The organism is Geodermatophilus sp. SYSU D00705 (assembly GCF_054050135.1).
The window spans coordinates 26,418-42,008 of the sequence record NZ_JBJGYT010000017.1 but is presented as its reverse complement, the minus strand read 5'-3'; the positions used below and the strand labels follow the sequence as shown (position 1 = coordinate 42,008).

The following is a 15,591-nucleotide window of genomic DNA, read 5'->3' as shown; positions in this document are numbered from 1 at the left end:
GATCAGGCGGGGGCGCCGATCCGCGGCATGCCCAGCAGCACACCGGGCGTGGTGGGGCGCGTGCCGGCCTCGGAGGCGTCCCCGGCCCGGGTGCGCCGGTGCGACACGAGCGCGCCGTCGGCGACCAGGTGGTGCGGCGCGGCCTGCGTGACGACGGTCTCGACGACGTCGCCGGGCCGGACGCCGTCGGCGGCCGTGAAGTGCACCAGCCGCCCGTCGCGGGCCCGGCCGCTCATCCGGCCCCGCGCGGCGTCCTTGCTGCCCTCGCCCGCGGCGACCAGGAGCTCCACGCCGGTGCCGACCAGCGCGCGGTTCTGGGCCCAGCTGAGTTCGTCCTGCAGTGCGGTCAGCCGCAGGTACCGCTCCTGGACGACGTCCTTGGGCAGCTGCCCGTCCATCTCGGCGGCCGGCGTCCCGGGGCGCTTGGAGTACTGGAAGGTGAAGGCGCTGGAGAACCGGGCCTGGCGCACCAGGTCGAGGGTCTGCTCGAAGTCCTCGTCGGTCTCCCCGGGGAAGCCCACGATGATGTCGGTGGTGATCGCGGCGTCGGGCATCGCCGTCCGCACGCGGTCGAGGATGCCGAGGAAGCGGTCCCGCCGGTAGGCGCGGCGCATGCGCTTGAGGACGTCGTCCGACCCCGACTGCAGCGGCATGTGCAGGGAGTGGCAGACCGCCGGCGTCTCGGCCATCGCGGCGATGACGTCATCGGTGAACATCGCGGGGTGCGGGCTGGTGAAGCGGATCCGCTCCAGGCCCTCGATCCGGCCGGTGGCGCGCAGCAGGTCGGCGAAGGCGCCGCGGTCGCCGAACTCGGCGCCGTAGCTGTTGACGTTCTGGCCGAGCAGGGTCACCTCGAGCACGCCCTGGTCCACCAGCGCCTGCACCTCGGCCAGGACCTCGCCCGGACGGCGGTCCTTCTCCTTGCCGCGCAGCGCCGGGACGATGCAGAACGTGCAGGTGTTGTTGCACCCGACGCTGATGGAGACCCAGCCGGAGTGGGCGGAGTCCCGCTTGGCCGGCAGCGTCGACGGGAAGACCTCGAGGGCCTCCGCGATCTCCACCTGCGCCTCGGCGTTGTGCCGGGCCCGCTCCAGCAGCGCCGGCAGTGAACCGACGTTGTGCGTGCCGAAGACGACGTCCACCCACGGCGCGCGGCGCACGATCTCGCCGCGGTCCTTCTGCGCCAGGCAACCACCGACGGCGATCTGCATGCCGGGGTGGGCGTCCTTCACCGGCCGCAGGTGCCCGAGGTTCCCGTAGAGCCGGTTGTCGGCGTTCTCCCGCACCGCGCACGTGTTGAGGACGACGACGTCGGCGTCCTCCCCCTCCGGGGCGGCGGCGTAGCCGGCGGCCTCCAGCAGCCCGGACAGGCGCTCGGAGTCGTGCACGTTCATCTGGCAGCCGTACGTGCGGACCCGGTAGGTCCGGCCGGCGCCCTGGAGCTCGGTACCCATGTCGCCTGCGAGGGTACGGCGACCCGGACGGGTGTTCCGCCGCTCACAGTCCCCGCGGTTCGTTACTGCTTCGTGATCGCCCGGTTCGGCCGCCGTCGCCTCACGGCCCTAGGGTCGCTCGCGTGACCAGCGCTGCGAAGGGAGAAGCTCTCGTCCGCCTCTCCGGCGTCAACAAGTGGTTCGGCGAGCTGCACGTCCTGCAGGACATCGACCTGTCGATCGACCGCGGCGAGGTGGTCGTCGTCATCGGCCCGTCGGGGTCGGGCAAGTCGACCCTGTGCCGGACGATCAACCGGCTGGAGTCGATCCAGCAGGGCGAGATCACCATCGACGGGCAGCGGCTGCCCGAGGAGGGGAAGGCCCTCGCCCGGCTGCGCAGCGACGTCGGCATGGTGTTCCAGAGCTTCAACCTCTTCGCGCACAAGACGATCCTGGAGAACGTCACGCTGGGGCCGGTCAAGGTGCGCGGGAAGTCGCGGTCCGAGGCCCAGCAGCGGGCCCGGGAGCTGCTGGACCGGGTGGGCGTGGCCGCGCAGGCCGACAAGTACCCGGCGCAGCTGTCCGGCGGCCAGCAGCAGCGCGTCGCGATCGCCCGCGCGCTGGCCATGGACCCCAAGGTCATGCTCTTCGACGAGCCGACCTCCGCCCTGGACCCCGAGATGATCAACGAGGTCCTCGACGTCATGACGTCGCTGGCCCGCGAGGGCATGACGATGGTCGTCGTCACCCACGAGATGGGCTTCGCCCGCCGGGCCGCCAACCGGGTGGTCTTCATGGACGGCGGCCGCATCGTCGAGGCGACCGACCCGGAGTCGTTCTTCACCCGCCCGCAGTCGGACCGGGCCAAGGACTTCCTCTCGAAGATCCTCAACCACTGAGCTCGGTAGGAAAGGAACGCACATGCGCATCACCCGCTACGCCGCCACCGTCGGGGCGCTGGGCCTCGTACTCGCGGGCTGCTCCAGCGAGGCCGGCCAGCAGGCCGAGGAGGAGGCCCAGAACACCGCCGAGGTCGCCGAGGACGTCCAGTTCGAGGCCGGGACGACGATGGCCGAGCTGGCCGAGGCCGGCGCGATCACGGTCGGCACCAAGTTCGACCAGCCGGGGTTCGGGCTGCTCAACCCGCAGACTCAGGACCCCGAGGGCTTCGACGTCGAGATCGCCAAGATCATCGCCGGTGAGCTGGGCATCGCGGCCGACGACATCACCTGGACCGAGACCGTCTCGGCCAACCGGGAGCCGTTCATCCAGAACGGCCAGGTCGACATCGTCGTGGCGACCTACACGATCAACGACACCCGCAAGCAGGTCGTCGACTTCGCCGGGCCCTACTACGTCGCCGGCCAGGACATCATGGTCGCCGCGGGCAACCCCGAGAACATCGCCGGTCCCGACGACCTCGCGGGCAAGACGGTCTGCTCGGTGGAGGGCTCGACCCCGGCCCAGAACATCCGGGACAACTACCCGCAGGCCAACCTGGTCACCTACGACGTGTACTCGAAGTGTGCCGACGACCTGGCCAACGGCAACGTCCAGGCGGTCACGACGGACAACGTCATCCTCACCGGCCTGGTCGCCGGCAACCCCGAGGGCTTCGAACTGGTGGGCAACCCGTTCACCGAGGAGCCCTACGGCATCGGCCTGGCCCTCGGAGACACCGAGTTCCGCACCTTCATCAACGACGTCCTCGAGGAGTCCTACGAGGACGGCCGCTGGGCCGAGGCCTGGGACCGCACCGCCGGTGCGATCACCGGCGAGGAGGCTCCCGAGCCTCCGACGGTCGACCGCTACTGAGTCCGCGCGACGCCGCCGGGTGGGGCACCCACCCGGCGGCGTCGTCCCGTCACTGACGTCGAGAGGCCGCGGTGCAGTTCATCAGCGACAACTTCGACCTGCTGTGGAGCGCGTTCCTGACGACGCTGTCCCTGGCGGTCGTCAGCGGTCTGGGCGCCCTGGTGCTGGGCACCGTGCTCGTCGGCATGCGGGTGAGCCCGATCCCGCCGTTGCGGGGGCTGGCGACCTTCTACGTCGAGGTCTTCCGCAACACCCCGCTCACCGTGGTGTTCTTCTTCCTCGTCTTCGGCCTGGTCTACATCGACCTGCAGTTCCCCAGCCGGTTCGCCGCGGCGGTGACGGCGCTGTCCCTCTACACCGCGGCGTTCGTGTGCGAGGCGCTGCGCTCCGGCATCAACGCGGTCCCGCCGGGTCAGGCGGAGGCCGCCCGGGCCCTGGGCCTGGACTTCGGCCAGTCACTGCGCACGGTGGTCCTCCCCCAGGCGTTCCGCACCGTCATCCCCCCGCTGGGCAACGTGTGGATCGCGCTGGCCAAGAACACCTCGATCGCCGCCGGCTTTGCGGTGACCGACCTGACGGCCGCGCTCCAGCGCCTGTCCAACGTCAACGCCGACCAGTTGCTGGCCGTGTTCGCGGCCGTGGTGCTCGGCTACCTGGTCATCACACTGCCCTCGGCGTGGCTGATCCGGGTGGTCGAGAAGCGGGTGGCGATCGTCCGATGAGCAGCACCGTCCTCTTCGACCTGCCCGGCCCGCGGGCCCGGCAGCGGCAGCGCGTCGGCACCGTGATCGGCGGCATCGTCGTCGCGGGTCTCATCGCCGCAGTCCTGTGGCGGTTGGGGGTCAACGGCCAGCTGGAGCCGGAGCGGTGGGCCATCCTGGTCGACCCGGCGACCGGCGTGCCCCAGGCTCTCTGGCAGGGGCTGCTCAACACCCTCGCGGCGGCCGCGGTCGGCATGGTGCTGGCCACGGTCTTCGGCGCGCTCCTGGCCGCCGGCCGGCTGTCCGACCACGCCTGGGTCCGCGTGCCGGTGACGGTCGTGATCGAGTTCTTCCGCGCCGTGCCGCTCCTGCTCCTCATCCTGTTCTGCCTGCTGTTCCTCCCGACCGTCGGCGTCCCGATGACGGCGTTCCGGGCGCTGGTCCTCGGCCTGACCCTGTACAACATGGCCGTCCTGGCCGAGATCTTCCGGGCCGGGATCCTGTCGGTGGACCGCGGTCAGCGGGAGGCCGCCTTCGCCCTGGGGATGCGCAAGACCCAGGTGATGACCCTCGTGCTGCTGCCGCAGGCGGTCCGCCGCATGCTGCCGGTGCTGGTGGCCCAGCTCGTCGTGCTGCTCAAGGACTCGTCCCTGGGCTTCATCGTCGGCTACCTGGAGCTGCTCAGGACGGCGCGCAGCCTCGTGGAGTTCTTCAACTTCGAGTTCGGCAACCGCTACACGTTCCAGCTGTACGTGGCCGCCGGCCTGATCTACATCGTCGTGAACCTGCTGCTGTCGTGGCTGGCCCGGTACGTCGAGAAGCGCACCCGGCGGAACGCCAAGACGGCGGCCACGACCGAGCCCGAGCTGGCGGAGGTGCAGATGGACGGCGGAGGCGGCCCGGTCCGGGTCTGACCGCGGCAGGCGTTCCCGCTGGGACTCGTGGGGCGCCGGCAGGTCACACCCGGGTCGTGGCCTGCCGAGATCACCGGTGTGGACACCGCACTCCGCCCCGCCGTGCCGCCGCTGCCTCCCCTGGTGCGCCAGCCCGTCGGGTTCACCGACGCCGCTCAGGAGTTCGTGACCCGGATGCGTGCCGCCGCTCCCGACTTCGCCGCCGCTGCCGGCGCGGAGACCGCCGTCGTGCGCGAGGTCGTGCCGCCGGCCCGGCACCGGCGGTCGCGGTGCCGGGTGGTGCTGCGTCTGCTCGGCGGCGAGGAGGCCGACCTGACCTTCCTCGGGCCGGTGAGCCGTAGCGCCGCATCGTCGGAGCGGGCCTTCGACCTGCAGATCCAGGCGTACCTCGCCCACGGCCGCGGCGCCGACGGCGAGTGGCTGGTGCCCGACGACGAGGCCCCGGACGGCGTGGCCGTCGACGTCTCGGCCTGGTCGGCGACCGCACGGACCTCCGCCTGACCCACCGGCTCCTGGCCGGGCCCACCCGCTGACCGCCGTCCCTCAGCCCCGGGGGCGGGTGGACGGCGACGGCGGGAGCCCGGTGGCGCGTGTCCGCCGGGCACCTCACGGCGCGAGCTGCTCAGAACGGCGTGGGGCGCTCAGAACAGCGTGGGCTGCTCAGGGCAGCCAGGCGTCCAGACCGACCTCGGGGTGGGGACCGGCCGCCCGCCGCCGGATGCCGGCCGGGATGCCCTCGTCGACGTCGTGATCGTCGTCGCGCACGTCCTCCGCGGCGTCCAACGCCGCGCGGTCCTCGTCGAGCGCCTCACGGACGACCCAGGACGCCAACCCACCGCCGTACCCCTTGCGGGCGAGCATGCCGATCAGGCGCCGTTCGGCGGTGGCCCGGTCGACGCGGCGCAGGCCGGCCACCCGCCGTGCCACCAGCCGCCGGGCGGCGTCCCACTCGTCCTGGTCGTCGACCAGGGTGACCGCCTCCTCGGCGACCTCGCCGTCGATGCCCTTGGCACGCAGTTCGGCCTTGAGCGCCCGTCGTGACAGGCCGCGACCGGCCTGACGGGAGGTCACCCAGGCCCGGGCGAAGGCGGCGTCGTCGATGAGGCCCACCTCGCCGAATCGCTCGAGCACCCGTTCCGCGGCGTCGTCGGGGACCCCGCGCTTGGCGAGCAGATCGGCCAACTGTTGCCGGGTCTTGGGCGCGCCGGTCAGGGCGCGCAGGCAGATCGAGCGGGCCACCTGCTCGGGGTCGCCCGGCTCGTCCTCACTCGTGGGACCGCCCGGCCGGGCGGCGTCCTCCCTGTCCGGGTCAGGGGACAGTCGGGGACGCCGCCCACGCCGACGGTCGGGGCCGGAGCGGTCGCGCGCCTCAGGCCAGCCACTCACCGGCTCAGAAGTCGGGCGTCTCGGCCGCGGCAGGCGCGTCGAGCTGCGGGCCGATGCCGAGCTTCTCCTTGACCTTCTTCTCGATCTCGTCGGCGAGGTCGGGGTTGTCCCGCAGGAACGAGCGGACGTTCTCCTTGCCCTGACCGAGCTGGTCGCCCTCGTACGTGTACCAGGCGCCGGACTTGCGGATGAAGCCCTGCTCGACACCGGCGTCGATCAGGCCGCCCTCCCGGCTGAACCCGGTGCCCCAGAGGAGGTCGAGCTCGGCCTGCTTGAACGGCGCGGCCACCTTGTTCTTGACGACCTTCACGCGCACCCGGCTGCCGACGGCCTCGGTGCCCTGCTTGAGGGTCTCGATGCGGCGCACGTCGAGCCGGACCGACGAGTAGAACTTCAGCGCCCGGCCACCGGTGGTGACCTCCGGGGAGCCGTAGACGACGCCGACCTTCTCGCGCAGCTGGTTGATGAAGATCGCGGTGGTGCCGGAGTTGTTCAGCGCACCGGTGATCTTGCGGAGCGCCTGGCTCATCAGGCGGGCCTGCAGACCGACGTGGCTGTCACCCATCTCGCCCTCGATCTCGGCGCGGGGCACGAGGGCCGCGACGGAGTCGATGACGATGATGTCGAGCGCGCCGGAGCGGATGAGCATGTCGGCGATCTCGAGCGCCTGCTCACCGGTGTCGGGCTGGCTGACCAGCAGGGCGTCGGTGTCCACGCCGATGGCGCGGGCGTACTCGGGGTCGAGCGCGTGCTCGGCGTCGATGAACGCCGCGATGCCGCCGGCCGCCTGGGCGTTGGCCACCGCGTGCAGGGCGACCGTCGTCTTGCCGGAGGCCTCGGGGCCGTACACCTCGATGACGCGGCCGCGGGGCAGGCCGCCGATGCCGAGCGCGATGTCGAGGGCGATCGAACCGGTCGGGATGACCTTGATCGCCTGTGCGGCGTTGTCGCCCAGCCGCATGACCGAGCCCTTGCCGAACTGCTTGTCGATCTGGGCGAGGGCCATGTCGAGGGCCTTGTCGCGGTCGAGCGTTGCCATGGTGCTCACCTTCGGGAAGTCGCGTGGAAGCGGGTCGGTGCCGACGCTAGAGCGGGGGTCTGACACTTCCGGGGGATCCGGCGGACCTGTGGACGAGCGCCCGGCCTGTGGACTGCGCGGACCAATCTATCCCGAACGTGTGTTCGACTGCCACCGTGACACGCCGGATCCGGGAGTCAGCGGTCCTTGCGCGGGACGTCGTACTCCTCACAGATGGCCAGCCACACCCGGCGCACCGGCAGGCCGGCCTCGAGCGCGTCCACCGCGCTGCGCCCGCCCAGCGAGGAGAAGACGTGGTCCCGCGCCACGCTCTCGGCACGGATGGGGCCGAACTGCTCGGTGAGACGGGACCAGAAATCCTGCAGGCGCACGTCCCCGACGCTAGCGCGCGCCGGCGGTCAGCCGCTGGCGACGAGCGGCTCCTACGCTGGCCGTGTGTTCCCTACCACGGGTTCGGCGACCTGGGACCTCGTCCTCGAGATCGGCATCGCCCTCTGCCTGCTGGTGTCCCTCGTGCTGCTGTACCGCAACTACCGGGGCCGCTGAGCGACGGCCGCGGGGCCGGCGGTGACGGCCCACACCGCCCCGAGGGGCAGGACCAGGGCCGCGGAGACCGCGGCCACCAACCCGTAGCCACCGAGGGCGAGCAGGGGGCCGCCGGCGACCCCGGCGAGGGCCGCCCCGAGGCCCATCAGCAGGTCCGTCCCGCCCTGTGCGGTCGGCCGCAGCTCCTCCCCCACCGACTCGGTCACCAGCGTCGACCCGGCGATCAGCCCGCAGGACCACCCCAGCCCGAGCAGCAGGAGCGCCGTGCCGAGCTGGAGGGCGTCCCCCGGTCCGGCGGTGCCGGCCAGCGCCGCGGCGGCGAGCAGGAGCGCCCCGGCCACGGCGACCGTCGCCCGCCGGCCGGCCCGGTCGGCGAGCTGCCCGACGAGCGGCGAGAACAGGTACATGCCGGCGACGTGGACGCTGATCACGATCCCGATCACCCGCAGCGTCGTCCCCGCGGGCCCGCCGGCGTGCCCCATGTGGACCGGCGTCATCACCATGACGCCGACCATCACGGCGTGGGAGACCACGACCGCGGTGAGCCCCAGCCTCCCGCCGGGATCGGCCCAGACCGCCCGCAGCGCCGCCGCCGTCGCCCGTCGCGGGCGGACGGCGCCGGCGGCCGCGGTCCCACGCAGGCGCCGGGCGAGCAGGAGCGGGTCGGGCCGCAGCAGGAGGAGGATGCCCGCTGCCACCACGGAGAAGACCGCGAACGCGATCACGAAGGCACCGCCGAGCGCGGGCAGCCCCAGCGCGGTGCCCAGCTCCGCGCCCGGGCCGGCGAGGTTGGGGCCGAGCACGGAGCCGACGGTGGTCGCCCACACCACGAGCGAGAGCGCGCGCCCGCGGTGCTCGGGTGCGGCCAGGTCGGCCGCCGCGTACCGGGCCTGCAGGCCGCACGCGGTCGAGGCGCCGAAGGCGAAGAGACCGAGGAGCAGCAGCGGCAGGGACGAGACCACCGCCGCCACCACGGTGACCACCGCACCGAGGACGGCGACGGAGTACCCGGCGGCCAACCCGGCACGCCGACCGGCCCGGTCACTGATCCGCGCGAGGGGGACGGCGACGACCGCGGCACCGAGCACGCCGGCCGTCTGACCCAGCCCGGCCGCGGTGTCACTGCCGGCGACGTCACGGGCGAGGAGACCGCCGACCGTGATGCCCACGGTGACCCCCAGCCCGGCCAGGGCCACGCCTCCGCCGAGCACCCCGAGGGTCCGGCGCTGCACCCGCGCCGGGTCGAGCCTCGACGGCAGCACCGTGTCCACCGGCCGCCGCTAGAGACCGAGCGAGCGGCCGATGATCTCCCGCATGATCTCGTTGGTGCCGCCGTAGATCGGCTGGATACGGGCGTCACGCCAGGCCTTGGAGACGAAGTACTCGTCCATGTAGCCGTAGCCCCCGTGCAGCTGCAGGCACCGGTCGGCGACCTTGTTCTGCAGCTCCGTCGTCCAGTACTTGGCCATGGCGGCGTCGACCGGCGTGAGGTCGCCGCTGTTGAGCTGCCGCATGCACTCGTCGACGAACGTCCGGGCGATGGTGAGCTCGGTCTGCAGCTCGGCCAGCACGAACCGGGTGTTCTGGAAGCTGCTCACCGGCTTGCCGAACGCCGTGCGCCCCGTGACGTACTCCAGGGTGTGGGCGAGCACCGCCTCGGCCGAGGCGACCGCGCCGACGGCGATCGACAGCCGCTCCTGCGGCAGGTTCTCCATGAGGTGGTAGAAGCCGCGGTTCTCGGTGCCGAGGAGGTTCTCCACCGGCACCCGCACGTCGTCGAAGAACAGCTCGGCGGTGTCCTGCGCCTTGAGGCCCACCTTCTCCAGATTCCGGCCGCGGGTGAAGCCGGGCATGTCGCGCTCGACGACGAGCAGGCTGAGGCCCTTGGATCCGGGGGCGTCCGGGTCGGTGCGGGCCACCACGATCACCAGGTCGGCGTTGATCCCGTTGGTGATGAAGGTCTTGGAGCCGTTGAGGACCCAGGCGTCGCCGTCGCGGCGGGCCGACGTCCGGATGCCCTGCAGGTCGCTGCCGGCGGCGGGCTCGGTCATCGCGATGGCGGTGATCAGCTCGCCGCTGCAGAACCCGGGCAGCCAGCGCCGTTTCTGCTCGTCGGTGCCCAGGTCCCGCAGGTACGGCCCGGCGACGTCGTTGTGCAGGGCGAAGCCGACGCCGGTGGCGCCGATCCGCATCAGCTCCTCGTCGATGACCGCCTGGTAGCGGAAGTCGCGGACGCCCCCGCCGCCGTACTCCTCGTCCATGTCGATGCCGAACAGCCCCTGCGCGCCGGCCGACGTCCACACCTCGCGCGGGACGATGCCGGCCTTCTCCCACTGCTCGTGGAAGGGGACGACGGTCTTCTCGGCCCAGGCCCGGACCATCTCGCGGAAGTCCTCGTGCTCGGCCTCGTACAGGGAACGGCGCATGGCGGTCAGTGTGCCGGACGCCACCGTTCCCACCGGGTTCCCCGGGCCACGGCGTCGCACGGACGGCGGAGGCACCCCGGACCTGCGTCCTCCCCCCGATCGAACGGTCACGACCGCGCGTCCTCGATGGACCGGCGGAGTGTCGTACCCGTGTGGAGACTGGGGCCGTGACCGCTCTCGACCGGTTCTCCGCACCCACCCGGGCGTGGTTCACCGGCGCCTTCGCCGAGCCCACCGCCGCCCAGGCGGGGGCCTGGGAGGCCATCAGCAGCGGCGGGCACGCCCTGGTGGTCGCCCCCACCGGCTCCGGCAAGACGCTCGCGGCGTTCCTGTGGTCCCTCGACCGGCTGGCCAGCACGCCACCCCCCGCCGACGAGCGCGCCCGCTGCCGTGTCCTCTACGTCTCACCGCTCAAGGCCCTCGCCGTGGACGTCGAGCGCAACCTCCGCGCGCCGCTGGCCGGCATCGGGCAGGCCGCCGCCCGGCTGGGCCTGCCGCGCCCGGAGATCCAGGTGGGCATCCGCTCCGGCGACACCCCGGCCGACGAGCGACGGGCCTTCACCCGGCGGCCCACCGACATCCTCATCACCACCCCAGAGTCGTTGTTCCTGCTGCTGACCAGCTCGGCGCGAGAGGCGCTGCGGGGCGTCGAGACGGTGATCGTCGACGAGGTGCACGCCGTCGCCGACACCAAGCGCGGCGCGCACATGGCGGTCTCCCTCGACCGCCTCGACGAGCTGCTCGAGCGCCCCGCCCAGCGGATCGGCCTGTCGGCCACCGTCCGGCCGATCGAGGAGGTCGCGACCTTCCTCGCCGGAGGCCGTCCGGTGGAGGTCGTGGCCCCCGGCTCGGCGAAGGAGTGGGACCTCTCGGTCGTCGTCCCGGTCGAGGACATGAGCACCCTCGGCCAGCCCACGGGTGAGCTGGACGGCTCGGCGGCCGGCAACCAGCCGCGGACGTCGATCTGGCCGGCGGTCGAGGAGCGGGTGCTCGATCTGGTGCAGGCGCACCGCAGCACGATCGTGTTCGCCAACTCCCGACGGCTGGCCGAGCGGCTGACCAGCCGGCTCAACGAGCTGGCCTACGAGCGGGCGACCGGCGAGGCGGTGCCACCGGGCACCAACGCCGCCGCACTCATGGCCCAGGCCGGCTCCGGCGGCGGGGTACCCGAGGGCGTGCAGCCGGTCGCCGCGGCCCACCACGGCTCGGTGTCCCGCGAGCAGCGTGCCGTCGTCGAGGAGGCGCTGAAGTCCGGGCAGCTGCCGGCGGTGGTGGCCACCTCCAGCCTCGAGCTCGGCATCGACATGGGCGCGGTCGACCTCGTCGTACAGGTGGAGGCGCCGCCGACCGTGGCCTCGGGCCTGCAACGCGTGGGCCGGGCCGGGCACCAGGTGGGCGCGGTCAGCCGGGGAGTGCTGTTCCCCAAGTACCGCGGCGACCTGGTGCAGTGCGCGCTGGTCGCCGAGCGCATGAAGGCCGGCGCCATCGAGTCGATCCGCTACCTGCGCAACCCGCTGGACGTCCTCGCCCAGCAGGTCGTGGCGATCGTCTCGGAGCGGCCGCGCACCGTCGACGAGGTGGCCGAGCTGGTCCGGCGGTCGGCGCCGTTCGCCTCGCTGCCCGAGTCCGCACTGCACGCCGTCCTCGACATGCTGGCCGGGCGCTACCCCTCCGACGCGTTCGCCGAGCTGCGGCCACGGCTCACCTGGGACCGCGTGACCGACACCCTCACCGCCCGCAGCAGCGCGCAGCGGCTGGCCGTGACCAGCGGCGGCACCATCCCCGACCGCGGCCTGTTCGGCGTCTTCCTGGTCGGCGGGGAGGGGTCCGGCGGGCGGCGCGTGGGCGAGCTGGACGAGGAGATGGTCTACGAGTCCCGGGTGGGTGACGTCTTCCTGCTCGGCTCCTCGTCGTGGCGGATCGAGGAGATCACCCACGACCGGGTGCTGGTCAGTCCGGCTCCCGGTCAGCCCGGGAAGATGCCGTTCTGGCACGGCGACGCCCCCGGCCGCCCCCTGGAGCTCGGCCGGGCCCTGGGCGCCTTCCTGCGCGAGGTCGGCTCCGCAACCCCCGAGGCCGGCCTGGACCGGGCCCGGGCGGCCGGGCTCGACGAGTGGGGCGCGGCCAACCTGCTCACCTACCTCGCCGAGCAGAAGCAGGCCACCGGCCACCTCCCCGACGACCGGACGCTGCTCGTCGAGCGCTTTCGCGACGAGCTCGGCGACTGGCGGCTGGTCGTGCACTCGCCGTTCGGGGCGCAGGTCAACGCGCCCTGGGCGCTGGTGCTGGCCGCCCGGCTGCGGGAGCGCTACGGGGTGGACGTCGCGTCGATGCACTCCGACGACGGCATCGTGCTGCGGCTGCCGGACACGACCGGGGAACCGCCGGAGGCCGATCTCGCCGTCCTCGACCCCGACGACGTCGAGCGCGAGGTGACCGCCGAGGTCGGCAACTCGGCGCTGTTCGCCAGCCGGTTCCGCGAGTGCGCCGCGCGGGCGCTCCTGCTCCCGCGCCGCGACCCGCGCCGCCGGACGCCCCTGTGGCAGCAGCGGCAGCGGGCGGCCCAACTGCTGTCCGTGGCCAGCGAGTTCTCCAGTTTCCCGATCACGCTGGAGGCCGCCCGCGAGGTGCTGCAGGACGTCTACGACGTCCCGGGGCTGGTCGAGCTGATGCGCGACGTGCGTGCCCGCCGCGTGCGCGTGGTGGACGTGCAGACGCAGGCGGCCTCACCGTTCGCCCAGTCGCTGCTGTTCGGCTACGTCGGGCAGTTCCTATACGAGGGCGACGCCCCGCTGGCCGAGCGCCGGGCGCAGGCGCTCGCCCTCGACACCGGCCTGCTCGCCGAGCTGCTCGGCCGCTCGGAACTGCGGGAGCTGCTCGACGCCGAGGCCCTCGCCGAGGTGGAGGCCGAGCTGCAGCGCCTGCCGGCCGACCGGCACCCCCGTGGCCTGGACGGCGCGGCCGACCTGCTGCGCCTCGTCGGCGACCTGACCCCGGCCGAGGCCGCCGCCCGCGGTGTCCCCCGGGAGTGGCTCGACGAGCTCGTCGCCGCCCGGCGCGCGCTCGTGGTGCGGATCGCCGGCGAGGAGCGGCACGTGGCGATCGAGGACGCCGGCCGCCTGCGCGACGCCCTCGGCACCGCCCTCCCCGTCGGCGTGCCCGAGGTCTTCACCGAGCCGGTCCCCGACCCCCTGGGCGACCTGGTCGGCCGCTACGCCCGCACGCACGGGCCCTTCCAGCCCGGCGAGGTCGCCCAGCGACTGGGGCTGGGGGTCGCCGTCGTCACCGCGACCGTGCAGCGCCTCGTGGGCACCGGCCGGGTGGTCACCGGCGAGTTCCGCCCCGGCGGCAGCGGCCAGGAGTGGTGCGACGCCGACGTGCTGCGCTCCATCCGCCGGCGCAGCCTGGCCCGGCTGCGCCAGGAGGTCGAGCCGGTGCCGATCGGCACGCTGGCGCGGTTCACCCCGTCCTGGCAGTCGGTCGGCAGCCGGATGCGCGGGCCCGACGGCGTGCTGGCCGTGGTCGAGCAGCTGGCCGGGGCACTGGTGCCGGCCAGTGCGCTGGAGTCGCTGGTGTTGCCGGCCCGGGTGCGCGACTACTCCCCCGGGATGCTCGACGAGCTCACCAGCGCCGGCGAGGTGCTGTGGGCCGGAGCCGGGGGCCTGCCCGGTGGCGACGGGTGGATCAGCCTCGTCCCGGCCGACCTCGCGCCGCTCCTGCTGCCCGAGCCGCTGGAGCAGCCCGACGACGGCAGCGTCGGCTCCGCCGTCCTCGATCGGCTGGCGGCGGGGCAGGCACTGTTCTTCCGCGGGCTGTCCGACCTCGTCGGCGCCACCGACGACACCGCGCTGGCCGACGTCGTCTGGGACCTCGTCTGGGCCGGGCAGCTCACGAACGACACCCTGGCACCGCTGCGCACCCGGCTCTCCGGCGGCGGCACGCACAAGCGGCAGCCGGCACCGCCGCGGGCGCGGCTGGACCGCACCCGTTACGGGCGCCCCCGGCTGGGCCGGCCGGCCATGCCCACCCGCACCGGCCCGCCCACGGTGGCCGGCCGCTGGTCCCGGCTGCCCGACCGCGAGGCCAACCCGACCAAGCGGACGACCGCCCGCGCGGAGGCGCTGCTGGAACGGCACGGCGTGCTCACCCGCGGCGCCGTGATGGCCGAGCAGGTGCCCGGCGGCTTCCCCGCGGTCTACCCCGTGCTGCGCGCCTTCGAGGAGAACGGCCGGGCCCGGCGTGGCTACTTCGTCGAGACCCTGGGCGCCGCCCAGTTCGGCACGCCCGGATCGGTCGACCGGCTGCGCAGCTTCGCCTCGCCCGACCGGGTGCCCGGCGGCGCGGTGGTGCTGGCCGCCACCGACCCGGCCAACGTCTACGGCGCGGCGCTGCCGTGGCCCGAGCGCTCGACCGGCGGGGACGAGGAGTCCGTGGACATCGGCGAGGGCACCGGCACCCGCCGGCCCGGGTCGGGGCACCGGGCCGGGCGCAAGGCCGGCGCGCTCGTGGTGCTCGTCGACGGCGAGCTCGTGCTCTACGTCGAACGGGGCGGCAAGACCCTGCTGTCGTGGACCGAGGAGGAGACGGTGCTCAAGGAGGCCGCGACGGCGCTCTCCGGAGCCGCGGCCGCCGGTGCGCTTGGCCGGATGGTGGTGCAGAAGGCCGACGGGGCGTCGGTGCACGAGTCCACGCCGCTGTCGGCGGCGCTGCAGGCCGCCGGGTTCGCCGCCACCCCCCGCGGTCTCCGGCTGCGGGCCTGACCGCGAGCCCGCCCGATCGGCCCGGCAGCGACGGTGCGCGTCAGCGGTCGGGGCGCAGCCAGCCGGCGAACAGCCGGGCCAGGGTCGGCATCACCACGAAGCCGAGCAGGACCACGACGATGCAGGCCGACAGCAGCAGCCGCAGCGGCCACGGCCACCCGGCGATGTGCGGCATGACCAGCAGCTGCAGCGTCGAGGTGATGAGGAAGACCGCGGCGATGGTGAGCACCGTCGACCGCCACCGCGGCCCCGGCGTCGCCGGCCGGGTGAAGAAGCTGTCCAGCCCCGCGACCCGTGCGTACCGCTCCTCGTCGATCATCTCCTGCATCCGCTCCAGTGCCTGGCGCCGCTGCTCCGAGGCCTCCCACGCGGCCAGCGAGGCGTCGTCCCGGAAGCGGTAGACGAGGTGGTACTCCGAGCTGCCGAGGCCGGGCTTGAGCAGCGTGCCCCCGAGGTTGCCGGGGTAGGTCGCGGCGAGGGCGAGCGCGTCGGCCGCCCAGCGCTCGAACGCCTGCCGGCGGTGCGGGCGCACGACCCGCGCGACCGTGACGGTCACCGGCTCCGGGGTGCG

13 protein-coding genes are annotated in these 15,591 nt (G+C 73.6%); 6 read left to right on the top strand and 7 right to left on the bottom strand.

The annotated features are described in order from the left end of the window. Positions 1 to 2: 2 nt before the first annotated feature. A complete protein-coding gene (gene miaB / locus ACI78Q_RS14600) occupies positions 3 to 1,454 on the bottom strand; it encodes a tRNA (N6-isopentenyl adenosine(37)-C2)-methylthiotransferase MiaB (RefSeq protein WP_456924119.1) in 1,452 nt (483 codons plus the stop codon). 122 nt (positions 1,455 to 1,576) lie between these two features. Between miaB and ACI78Q_RS14595 the strand changes: the two genes are divergently transcribed. The 5 genes from ACI78Q_RS14595 (at position 1,577) to ACI78Q_RS14575 (ending at position 5,364) form a co-directional block, all read left to right on the top strand. Then, a complete protein-coding gene (locus ACI78Q_RS14595; RefSeq protein ID WP_456924118.1) occupies positions 1,577 to 2,332 on the top strand; it encodes an amino acid ABC transporter ATP-binding protein in 756 nt (251 codons plus the stop codon). Between the two features lie 22 nt (positions 2,333 to 2,354). Next, entirely contained in the window at positions 2,355 to 3,248 is an 894-nt protein-coding gene (locus ACI78Q_RS14590; protein ID WP_456924117.1) for a glutamate ABC transporter substrate-binding protein, read from the top strand. A 71-nt stretch (positions 3,249 to 3,319) separates the two neighbouring features. Further along, positions 3,320 to 3,970, top strand: a complete 651-nt coding sequence (locus ACI78Q_RS14585; RefSeq protein WP_456924116.1) for an amino acid ABC transporter permease — start codon at positions 3,320 to 3,322, stop codon at positions 3,968 to 3,970. Continuing rightward, positions 3,967 to 4,863 (top strand): amino acid ABC transporter permease, encoded by an 897-nt coding sequence (locus tag ACI78Q_RS14580; protein WP_456924115.1) that lies wholly within the window; start codon positions 3,967 to 3,969, stop codon positions 4,861 to 4,863. The genes ACI78Q_RS14585 and ACI78Q_RS14580 overlap by 4 nt, the downstream gene beginning before the upstream one ends. Before the next feature lie 123 nt (positions 4,864 to 4,986). Then, on the top strand, positions 4,987 to 5,364 hold the full coding sequence (locus tag ACI78Q_RS14575; protein WP_456924114.1) for a hypothetical protein: 378 nt from the start codon (positions 4,987 to 4,989) through the stop codon (positions 5,362 to 5,364). 159 nt (positions 5,365 to 5,523) lie between these two features. Here the strand turns inward: ACI78Q_RS14575 and ACI78Q_RS14570 are convergent, their stop codons facing one another. The 5 genes from ACI78Q_RS14570 to ACI78Q_RS14550 all read right to left on the bottom strand — a co-directional run bounded on the left by ACI78Q_RS14570 (position 5,524) and on the right by ACI78Q_RS14550 (position 10,260). After that, complete coding sequence (locus ACI78Q_RS14570; protein ID WP_456924113.1) at positions 5,524 to 6,102, bottom strand: regulatory protein RecX; 579 nt, start codon at positions 6,100 to 6,102, stop codon at positions 5,524 to 5,526. A 151-nt stretch (positions 6,103 to 6,253) separates the two neighbouring features. After that, a complete protein-coding gene (recA, locus tag ACI78Q_RS14565; protein ID WP_456924112.1) occupies positions 6,254 to 7,288 on the bottom strand; it encodes a recombinase RecA in 1,035 nt (344 codons plus the stop codon). A gap of 176 nt (positions 7,289 to 7,464) precedes the next feature. Next, a complete protein-coding gene (locus ACI78Q_RS14560; RefSeq protein WP_456924111.1) occupies positions 7,465 to 7,659 on the bottom strand; it encodes a DUF3046 domain-containing protein in 195 nt (64 codons plus the stop codon). A gap of 159 nt (positions 7,660 to 7,818) precedes the next feature. Continuing rightward, the gene (locus ACI78Q_RS14555; protein WP_456924110.1) at positions 7,819 to 9,105 is read right to left on the bottom strand and encodes an MFS transporter; all 1,287 of its coding nucleotides are present in this window, start codon (positions 9,103 to 9,105) and stop codon (positions 7,819 to 7,821) included. Between the two features lie 9 nt (positions 9,106 to 9,114). Next, on the bottom strand, positions 9,115 to 10,260 hold the full coding sequence (locus ACI78Q_RS14550; protein WP_456924109.1) for an acyl-CoA dehydrogenase family protein: 1,146 nt from the start codon (positions 10,258 to 10,260) through the stop codon (positions 9,115 to 9,117). Between the two features lie 167 nt (positions 10,261 to 10,427). Between ACI78Q_RS14550 and ACI78Q_RS14545 the strand changes: the two genes are divergently transcribed. Continuing rightward, positions 10,428 to 15,020: an ATP-dependent helicase gene (locus tag ACI78Q_RS14545; RefSeq protein ID WP_456924108.1), complete on the top strand. Its 4,593-nt coding sequence runs from the start codon at positions 10,428 to 10,430 to the stop codon at positions 15,018 to 15,020. Between the two features lie 40 nt (positions 15,021 to 15,060). Here ACI78Q_RS14545 and ACI78Q_RS14540 read toward each other — a convergent pair whose 3' ends face one another. Continuing rightward, positions 15,061 to 15,576, bottom strand: a complete 516-nt coding sequence (locus ACI78Q_RS14540; protein WP_456924107.1) for an antibiotic biosynthesis monooxygenase — start codon at positions 15,574 to 15,576, stop codon at positions 15,061 to 15,063. Positions 15,577 to 15,591: the final 15 nt, after the last annotated feature.